An 8091-nucleotide genomic window follows, 5' to 3' on the forward strand; every position below is an offset into this window, starting at 1 on the left:
ATGGCGCCGAATACCCCGATATCGACATGAAGGCCCTGCCGGAGCGCTATGACCGGCCGGGCACCGGCACCTTCGTGCACAAGGATGGGACGCCTTATTGAGACCTAATGCCCGCGCCCGTGCGTCTCGCGATAGCGTTCCATCGAGATCGAGATCTTGAAGGTCTCGCGGTATTTGGGTGACCCGACCGGGCGCGGCGGGTGCTGGGCGGTGAGGGCGAGGATGCGTTCCAGCGTGTCATGGGCGGCACCGCTCTGGCCGGCGCCGATATAGGCGTGCAGCTCGACCAGCGCGTCTGACAAGGGATCGCCGCCGCGGATGATGAAATAGGGCTCATTGGCATCGAGCCGTTTGAGGACATCGAATTCCGACGGGTTATTGGCGGAGCCGTAGGGCGCGGTCGGATCGGCAGCATCCGGATTGGTCTTGGCTTTCACATCGCTCACGGCAATTTCCTTCATGGTTCTTGTCTGGCGGCTATTGCATCAGATTCGAGCCCCGCGTGACAGGGGCGCATCAGCGCACTGGTCGGGTTTCTGGCTGTTGTCCCGGGAAAAGACTAGAAGACGCCCATGACCGAACAATCTCCCAAACAAATCGCCATTATCGGTGGCGGCCCCGCCGGCCTGATCGCTGCGGAACGTCTCAGTGCGCGTGGCCATGACGTCACCGTCTATGAGCGCATGCCGACCCTGGGGCGCAAATTCCTGATGGCCGGACGCGGCGGGCTCAACCTGACCCACTCCGACGACCGCGAAGCCTTCATGGCGCGCTATCGCGAGGCCGCCGGCTGGATGTCGTCCTGGCTGGAAATCTTCACCCCGGCCGATCTGTGCGCCTGGGCCGAGAGCCTCGACCAGGCAACCTTTGTCGGCTCGAGCGGCCGCGTCTTCCCGCAGGCCATGAAAGCCTCGCCGCTCCTGCGCGCCTGGATCGCCCGGCTTGACGGGCAGGGTGTGCAGTTCCGGATGCGTCATCAATGGACCGGTTGGGGCGAGAGCGGCGAATTGCTGTTCAACACGCCCGATGGCGATGTCGTCATCGACAAGACGGATGCCGTTCTGCTGGCGCTCGGCGGCGCCAGCTGGCCCAAGCTGGGTTCCGATGGCGGCTGGGCCGAGTTGTTGCGCGCGCGCGGCGTTGCGGTTGAAGAACTCGCCGCCGCCAATTGCGGTGCGCAAATCGCGTGGAGCGGGATCATGAAATCGCGCTTCGCCGGCCAGCCGCTGAAGACGATCGCGATCAGCCTCAATGGCGAGACCGTGCGCGGCGAGGCGATGATCTCGGAATACGGCCTGGAAGGCGGCGCGGTCTATGCGCTCTCGACGCCGATCCGCAAGGCATTGGCGACCGGTTATCCGGTGACGGCGACGATCGATCTGCGCCCCAATCACAGGATTGCCGAGGTCACCGAGCGCATCGCCTCGGCGAAGAAAGGCCAATCCCTGGCCAACACGTTGCGCAAGGCCGGCCTGTCACCGCAGGCAATCGGCCTGCTGCGCGAGAGCGGCAACCTGCCCACCGAGCCGGCCGATCTCGCCCGCCGCATCAAGGCGACGCCGGTCACCATCACCGCCCAGACGGGTCTGGAACGGGCGATTTCCTCATCCGGCGGCATTGCCCGCGACGGGCTCGATATCGGTCTGATGATCAAGGCCCTGCCAGGTGTGTTTGTCGCCGGCGAGATGATTGACTGGGAAGCGCCGACCGGCGGCTATCTGCTGCAGGCCTGTTTCTCGACCGGAATCGCTGCGGCACGCGGGATTGAGGTCTGGATGGAGCTGCAGACGCCGCCGGAAGACGGGACGGTGTCCGACGTCGTGGCCGATGAAGGCCCCCAGGCCGAATAAACGCGACCGGTGCAATAGACCGAGATCGACAAGGTGTCCGGCGATTCAATTGTGGCTGTCCCGGTTATTCCGGCCCGGTTATCCCTCGCCTTGTCCGCCCCCCGGCGGTGCGGGGTTATAATCATGCCGATTTCGCTCTTTGACATCGTCGATTGATTACCACAAGCGCGCCCGCGCCGCGCCGGAAGGCCCGCGGCGGCGGGTGTTACCCTGGCGCAAGGCCGGTTTTGCCATGGCAGGCTGACAGTCTCTGCCACACGTCCTGTCATCGCGTCCGGGCCTTTGCCAGCAGGGCTTTAGCCCGATAATGACAGGATGGCAGACTGGTAGAGTTTTTCCGCGCAACGGAAACCGCGGCGTCAGGCGAAACTAGCGCAACAACTCATTGATCGAGGTTTTCGAGCGGGTCTGGGCATCGACGCGCTTGACGATGACAGCGCAGGCCAGCGATGGGCCGCCTTTGGGATCGGGTAATGTGCCTGGAACAACAACGGAATAGGCCGGGATTTCGCCGCGCGTGATCTCGCCGGTGGCGCGGTCGACAATCTTGGTCGACTGGCCGAGGAAAACCCCCATCGAGATCACCGCGCCGGTGCGCACGATGACGCCCTCGGCGACTTCTGAACGGGCACCGATGAAGACATCGTCCTCAATGATCACCGGTCCGGCCTGCAGAGGCTCGAGCACGCCGCCAATGCCAACACCGCCGGAGATATGCACCCGCTTGCCGATCTGGGCGCAGGAGCCGATGGTCGACCAGGTATCGACCATTGTGCCTTCATCGACATAGGCGCCCAGGTTGACATAGGACGGCATCAGCACCACGCCCGGCGCGATATAGGCACCGCGGCGCACGGCGCAGGGCGGTACGGCGCGGAAGCCCGCGGCCTTGAATTCGTCTTCGCCCCAGCCTTCAAACTTCGACGGCACCTTGTCCCACCAGCCGGCCCCGGCAACGCCGCCATCGATCAGACCCATTGGATTGAGACGGAATCCCAGCAGGACGGCCTTCTTCAGCCATTGATTGACCGTCCACTCGCCATTACCCGACCGCTCGGCTACCCTTGCCTTGCCGCTATCCAGCTGCCCGATTGCCGTTTCCACGGCATCGCGAATTTCGCCGGAGGTTTCGGTCGAGACGCTGTCGCGATTCTCCCAGGCAGATTCGATAATGGTCTGGAGGCTATCAGTCATAATCGGTCTCCGGTGTCGTCGATGTCCGCATTTCGCCCAGAAAGGTTGTCAGGCAATCGGCGGCAAAATGGACATGGTCGGGGTCTTCGCCGGCGCGGCTGTGATCTTCGGTACGCAGGCCTTCCTTCGCGCGGATGAGGACGGTTGTGAACCCCATTTCGTGGGCGGTTTTCAGATTGCGGACCGAATCCTCGAACAGGACGGAACTCGGGACCGGCAGGTCGAAACGGGCTGCGAAACGGTCGAACCCGGCGCGGTGGGGCTTGGGCGTGAAGCCGGCAGCCTCGACGTCGAAAATGTCGTCAAACAAATGGTCGATGCCCAGATGGGCCAGGACATTCTCGGCATGTTTGAGCGAGCCATTCGTATAGACGAGGCGCTTGCCGGGCAGGGCGCTCAATTGCCGGATCAGGCCGGGATTGGCGGGAATGACGCCATGGTCGATATCATGCACGTAGTCGAGATATTCGCGGATATCGAGCGGATGATTGGCCATCAGCCCGTGCAGCGTCGTGCCGTATTCGCGCCAGTAGGACTTTTGCAACAGGCGCGCCTCGTCATGCGGCAGGTCGAGCAAGCGCGCGACATATTCGGTCATCCGGGCGCTGACCTGGGCCATGACGGGGGCATCGGAGGGGTAGAGTGTGTCGTCGAGATCGAACACCCAGTGATCAATATGGGTGAGGTCCGGGCGGTTAGCGGTCACGTCGTGGGCCTGCAAAATCGGATTCCTCAAGCGTGACCCGTGCCCCGCCATCGACGGGGTCGGGGATGCGGCGGAAATTCGCCGTGGCATAGCCGCGTTCCGTGCAGCCGGTGCGTTCCTCGGCGAGGAAGCGGGCCGGAGCAATGCAGAAGGCATCCGTGCCGCCATTGATCGGCCGCCGCATTACGGCCGTGATGCGCTCGGCATAGAAATAGCTGTTCGCCGTCTCGAGCCGTGCGGCGAGAAGACGCGCGCATTCGCCGGCATGCAGGCGCCACCAGCCGCGCGACTGCCAGATTTCGCCGGCGCGATAACCGATCGCCGCCGCGATATCGCCGTCAGACTGATTGCAGACTGTCAGCCCGCTCTGGGCATTGCGGGTCATGGCGCGCGATTCCAGGGCATCGATCAGGGCGGGGTTGGCGGGACGTGATGACAGTTCGGCATCGCTCAGGAAGCGGGAGATGGCACGGTCGGTGCCGCGGCCATCATAGCCATCGACGGCGGTAATCGGATAGCCGGCCGATTGCAGCAGGCGCTGAATTCCGGCGATTTCCGCATGGGTGTTGAAATTGTCCGGGCCGACCAGAACCGTGCGGTTACGGGCGTCACCCTCGCGCACGATGAAATCTCGCGACGCCAGGCCAAGCGAGGCACAGCGGGTATTCGCGACGACTTCGAAATCGGCCTCGTCCACGCACAGGGCAGTGGTGCCGCGCCATTCGCGCACGCCGCCGAGATAGGCATCGCTGGTCTTGGCATAGAAATAGAGCGGCTGATCGTCGGCGAGTTCGACCTCTGTCGCGACTTCCTGACAGGCACCCGGGCGCATCCGCGTCCAGCCCTGTATGGCGACACCGCCAGCCACAGGCCAGCCAGTCGCAATATGGACGACATAGCTGGTTTCATTACAGATATCATAGGCGCGGGCCGGAGCGGTGACGCAGAGTGACAGGCCGAGAAGGATCAGTAATCGCAGCAGCATGGCGGCCGGCTCCCTATCCTGTGGCATCCGGCAGCAGCGCGGCGATCTCGGCCCGCAAATCATCGAGCCCCTGATGCTTGCTGCTCGATGTCGCGACCGCGCGGGGAAAGGCGGCCGGGCGCTTGCGGATCGCGGCCAGCGATTCCTCGATCGTGCGCGCGACCTGCGGCGGCTTGATCTTGTCGCACTTGGTCAGCACGAGCTGATAGCTGACGGCGGCCTCGTCGAACACATCCATGATAGCATGATCGACCGGCTTGAGTCCGTGGCGGCTGTCGATCAGCAGATAGACGCGCTTGAGATTGACACGTCCGCGCAGGAAGGCGCGCGTCAGCCGGGTCCATTTCTCCACCACATCCTTGGGCGCCTTGGCAAAGCCATAGCCCGGAAGATCGACCAGGCGCAGATTGCTGCCTTCGAGATTGAAGAAATTGAGCTCGCGCGTGCGGCCCGGCTCGCCGGAAGCGCGTGCCAGTCCGACCTGGTTGGTCAGTCCGTTGATCAGGGAAGACTTGCCGACATTGGAGCGGCCGGCAAAGGCCACTTCGGTCCGATCCGGCGGCGGCAAATGGTCGAGATCAACCGCACCCATGAGGAATTTACACGGGCGCGCAAACAGGCGGCGGCCTGTTGTCAGATCCAGATCATCATCGGTGGCGGTCAGCTCCGGTCTCCCTTCATGCGGTCGCGGATATGGGCGATCAGCTTGTCGAGCTGGGTCTCATTGCCGTGACGGCGCATGATGACATATTGCTGGGCTACCGACAGCGCATTGTTCCAGGCCCAGTAGATCACCAGGCCGGAGGCGAAGCCCGCCAGCATGATGGTGAAGACGAAGGGCAGGAAGGCGAAGATTTTCGCCTGCATCGGGTCGGGCGGCGGCGGGTTTAGCGCCTGCTGCGCGGCCATCGTCAGACCCATCAGGATCGGCCAGATGCCAATCGCCAGCACGCCGCCGAGAATCGGCCAGCTGGACGGGTCGAAGGGCAGGAGGCCGAACAGATTCCACATATTGGTCGGATCCGGTGCCGCCAGGTCGCGGATCCAGCCGAAGAAGGGCGCATGGCGCATCTCGATGGCATTGAACAGGGTCTGGTAGAGCGCGAAGAAAATCGGAATCTGCGGCAGGATCGGCAGACAGCCGGCCAGCGGATTGATCTTCTCCTTCTTGTAGAGATCCATCATCGCCTGTTGCTGTTTCTGCTGGTCGGCGGCGTAGCGTTCCTTGATCTCGGCGATTTTCGGCTGCACCGTTTTCATCTTCGCCATTGAGGCAAAGGCGCGGTTGGCGAGCGGGAACATCACGATCTTGACCATCAGCGTCAGGGCAAGAATGGCGAGGCCGACATTGCCGGTCAGGTTTTCCAGATGGTGCAACAGCCAGACAAAGGGCCGTGCCAGGAACCAGAGCCAGCCCCAATTAATGGCCATGTCGAGCTTCTGGATGCCCTGGTCATTCTGGGCCGCCTGCAGCACGTCGAGTTCCTTGGCGCCCGCGAAGATGTGCGAGGTCGATTCCAGCGAGGCACCGGCGGGCAGGATTTGCGCGGTCTCGACATAACTCGATTCAAAGGCGGTGATGCCGGCGCGTTCGATGGTGCGGAAGCGGGCGGTGAAACTGCGGTCCTGGGATGGAATGGCAGCCGCCATCCAATAGCGCATGGTGATACCCGACCAGCCGCCAACGCCGCTGGCTTCGTCTTCCTCGCCATCTTCGAGCTTGGAAAACTTTCGCTGGATCAGGCGGCCGTCAACCACGGCAAGCGCGCCTTCGAACACGGCCATATTATTGGTCAGGTCGGTTGGCATGCCTTCATCGCGAACCAGGCCGTAGCGCTGAAGCTCGACATCGCCGCCCGTTGTGTTGGTGACGGTGTCGGAGACGGTGAAGAGGTAGTTTTCATCAATGCTGATCGTGCGTTCGAAATGCAGGCCCGACGGGCTGTCATAGCCGATCACGACGGGGGTCTCGGTGGTCAGGACATTGCCTGAAATCAGGGACCAGACCGTGGTGCCGCCGGGCAGGTCGGAAAAGCCCGGCGTTGGCGATTGCCAGCCATCGCGGACATAGAAGACATCCTCGCTGCCGATCGGATTGAGCAGGGAGATGAGTTCGTCGCCGCCGACGTCGACCGTATGGCGGCGCAGGCGCAAATCATCAAAGCGGGCACCGGTCAGGGAGAAGGAACCCTCAACGCTCGGCGCGTTGATCTCGACGCGCTGGGCCGTGGCCAGGGCCTCGGGACGGTCCAGGGCGGAGACGGTCGGCTGGGCTGTCAGGGCCGCGGGGAGATTGGGGTCGGCTTCCTGTTCGAGCACCAGGGCCTGTTCGGCCTCCAGTGCCGCGCGCTGGCGTTCCTGCGCGGGACCCGTGATCAGGAATTGGTAGCCGAGCATGATGACGAGCATCAGCCCCAGCGCGATAAAGAGATTGCGTTGTTCTCCGCCCATGACAGTCAGGCCTCTCAGGCTCGTTGTTTCGCGTTGCCCGGGGCCTCGTCGGACGCGAGGCTCACCAATGCACTTTCAACATCTTGCAGCAAATACGGCCAGGCCCGATCGGCGGTGGTCGCGCGTGCAATGAATACATAGTCAAAGCCGGGCCGTCCGTGGAGGGGCAGTAGCAGCCGCGCCGCTTCGCGCAGGCGTCGCTTCACCCGGCTGCGTACAACCGAATTGCCGACTTTCTTCGTGGCTGTGAAGCCTGCGCCCAAACGCAAAGCGCCGTCCCGCTGGCGTGCCTGAATGACAACACCAGAGCGGACGGCTTTTTTGCCTTGCGCGCAGTACAGGAATTCACGCCGCTTTTTCAGCCGGTCGATGGCTGGCGGCGTGGTGTCCATGATCGTTAAGCGGAGAGCCGCTTGCGACCTTTGGCCCGGCGGCGAGCCAGGATAATACGACCAGATTTGGTGGCCATGCGGGCCCGGAAGCCGTGCCGGCGTGCGCGGACGAGCTTGGACGGTTGAAAAGTGCGTTTCACGGTCGCGCTCCATCGGCGATCAATTCAAGAGCGGCGCTAATACGCATATGTAGAGCGGGCGTCAAGCACATCGGCGGTTATTCGCATCAGTTCGGGGTGCCGTAATTGCAGCGACGGTGTAGGAATATCCGATGAAAGACCCGGCATCAATCGATCCAGAGACCGCGAAGACGCCTATCCGCCTGCGGCTTCTGGCCGGCGGATTGCTGTTGGGTGCCATGCTGGCAGCCCTGTTTCTGGGGGGCTCGCCGCAGACCTTGCTTGGCGCGTTCGGTGAAGCTGAAGCGGGGCGCTGGATTGCTGAACATCTCCTGCTGGCCAGTATCGCCTATGCGCTGTTCTACATGCTCGCCGTTACCATCTCGCTGCCGGG

The 8091-nt window shown here is 63.0% G+C and carries 10 protein-coding genes; 2 read left to right on the forward strand and 8 right to left on the reverse strand.

Annotated features, from left to right (window positions below; genetic code table 11):
- Positions 1 to 104: 104 nt before the first annotated feature.
- A complete protein-coding gene (locus AAC023_RS12380) occupies positions 105 to 446 on the reverse strand; it encodes an aspartate decarboxylase (RefSeq protein WP_339741506.1) in 342 nt (113 codons plus the stop codon).
- A gap of 126 nt (positions 447 to 572) precedes the next feature.
- On the opposite strand from AAC023_RS12380, the gene AAC023_RS12385 reads away from it, so the two are divergent.
- Positions 573 to 1850 (forward strand): TIGR03862 family flavoprotein, encoded by a 1278-nt coding sequence (locus tag AAC023_RS12385; protein ID WP_339741507.1) that lies wholly within the window; start codon positions 573 to 575, stop codon positions 1848 to 1850.
- A 369-nt stretch (positions 1851 to 2219) separates the two neighbouring features.
- On the opposite strand, the gene dapD is transcribed toward AAC023_RS12385, so the two are convergent.
- The 7 genes from dapD to rpmH form a co-directional block, all read right to left on the reverse strand.
- Positions 2220 to 3044 (reverse strand): 2,3,4,5-tetrahydropyridine-2,6-dicarboxylate N-succinyltransferase, encoded by an 825-nt coding sequence (gene dapD / locus AAC023_RS12390; protein WP_339741508.1) that lies wholly within the window; start codon positions 3042 to 3044, stop codon positions 2220 to 2222.
- On the reverse strand, positions 3037 to 3750 hold the full coding sequence (locus tag AAC023_RS12395; protein WP_339741509.1) for a pyrimidine 5'-nucleotidase: 714 nt from the start codon (positions 3748 to 3750) through the stop codon (positions 3037 to 3039). The genes dapD and AAC023_RS12395 overlap by 8 nt, the downstream gene beginning before the upstream one ends.
- Positions 3740 to 4735 (reverse strand): DUF1036 domain-containing protein, encoded by a 996-nt coding sequence (locus AAC023_RS12400; protein WP_339741510.1) that lies wholly within the window; start codon positions 4733 to 4735, stop codon positions 3740 to 3742. The genes AAC023_RS12395 and AAC023_RS12400 overlap by 11 nt, the downstream gene beginning before the upstream one ends.
- Positions 4736 to 4748: 13 nt before the next feature.
- The gene (gene yihA / locus AAC023_RS12405) at positions 4749 to 5327 is read right to left on the reverse strand and encodes a ribosome biogenesis GTP-binding protein YihA/YsxC (protein ID WP_339741511.1); all 579 of its coding nucleotides are present in this window, start codon (positions 5325 to 5327) and stop codon (positions 4749 to 4751) included.
- 68 nt (positions 5328 to 5395) lie between these two features.
- Positions 5396 to 7186: a membrane protein insertase YidC gene (yidC, locus tag AAC023_RS12410; RefSeq protein WP_339741512.1), complete on the reverse strand. Its 1791-nt coding sequence runs from the start codon at positions 7184 to 7186 to the stop codon at positions 5396 to 5398.
- A 14-nt stretch (positions 7187 to 7200) separates the two neighbouring features.
- Positions 7201 to 7578: a ribonuclease P protein component gene (gene rnpA / locus AAC023_RS12415; protein WP_339741513.1), complete on the reverse strand. Its 378-nt coding sequence runs from the start codon at positions 7576 to 7578 to the stop codon at positions 7201 to 7203.
- A gap of 5 nt (positions 7579 to 7583) precedes the next feature.
- Positions 7584 to 7718, reverse strand: coding sequence for a 50S ribosomal protein L34 (gene rpmH / locus AAC023_RS12420; RefSeq protein WP_091766596.1), 135 nt, complete (start codon positions 7716 to 7718; stop codon positions 7584 to 7586).
- A gap of 131 nt (positions 7719 to 7849) precedes the next feature.
- On the opposite strand from rpmH, the gene AAC023_RS12425 reads away from it, so the two are divergent.
- Positions 7850 to 8091, forward strand: a 242-nt coding sequence (locus AAC023_RS12425; protein ID WP_339741514.1) for a hypothetical protein, incomplete at its 3' end; no start/stop codon positions are given.

The organism is uncultured Maricaulis sp., from assembly GCF_963976135.1.
Lineage (GTDB): Bacteria > Pseudomonadota > Alphaproteobacteria > Caulobacterales > Maricaulaceae > Maricaulis.

What these genes read in the sequence shown, in the direction of transcription:
- AAC023_RS12385 (WP_339741507.1), top strand. Translation starts at nt 573, where the DNA reads ATGACCGAACAATCTCCCAAACAAATCGCCATTATCGGTGGCGGCCCC.
- dapD (WP_339741508.1), bottom strand. Translation starts at nt 3,044, where the DNA reads ATGACTGATAGCCTCCAGACCATTATCGAATCTGCCTGGGAGAATCGC.
- AAC023_RS12400 (WP_339741510.1), bottom strand. Translation starts at nt 4,735, where the DNA reads ATGCTGCTGCGATTACTGATCCTTCTCGGCCTGTCACTCTGCGTCACC.
- yihA (WP_339741511.1), bottom strand. Translation starts at nt 5,327, where the DNA reads ATGGGTGCGGTTGATCTCGACCATTTGCCGCCGCCGGATCGGACCGAA.
- yidC (WP_339741512.1), bottom strand. Translation starts at nt 7,186, where the DNA reads ATGGGCGGAGAACAACGCAATCTCTTTATCGCGCTGGGGCTGATGCTC.
- rnpA (WP_339741513.1), bottom strand. Translation starts at nt 7,578, where the DNA reads ATGGACACCACGCCGCCAGCCATCGACCGGCTGAAAAAGCGGCGTGAA.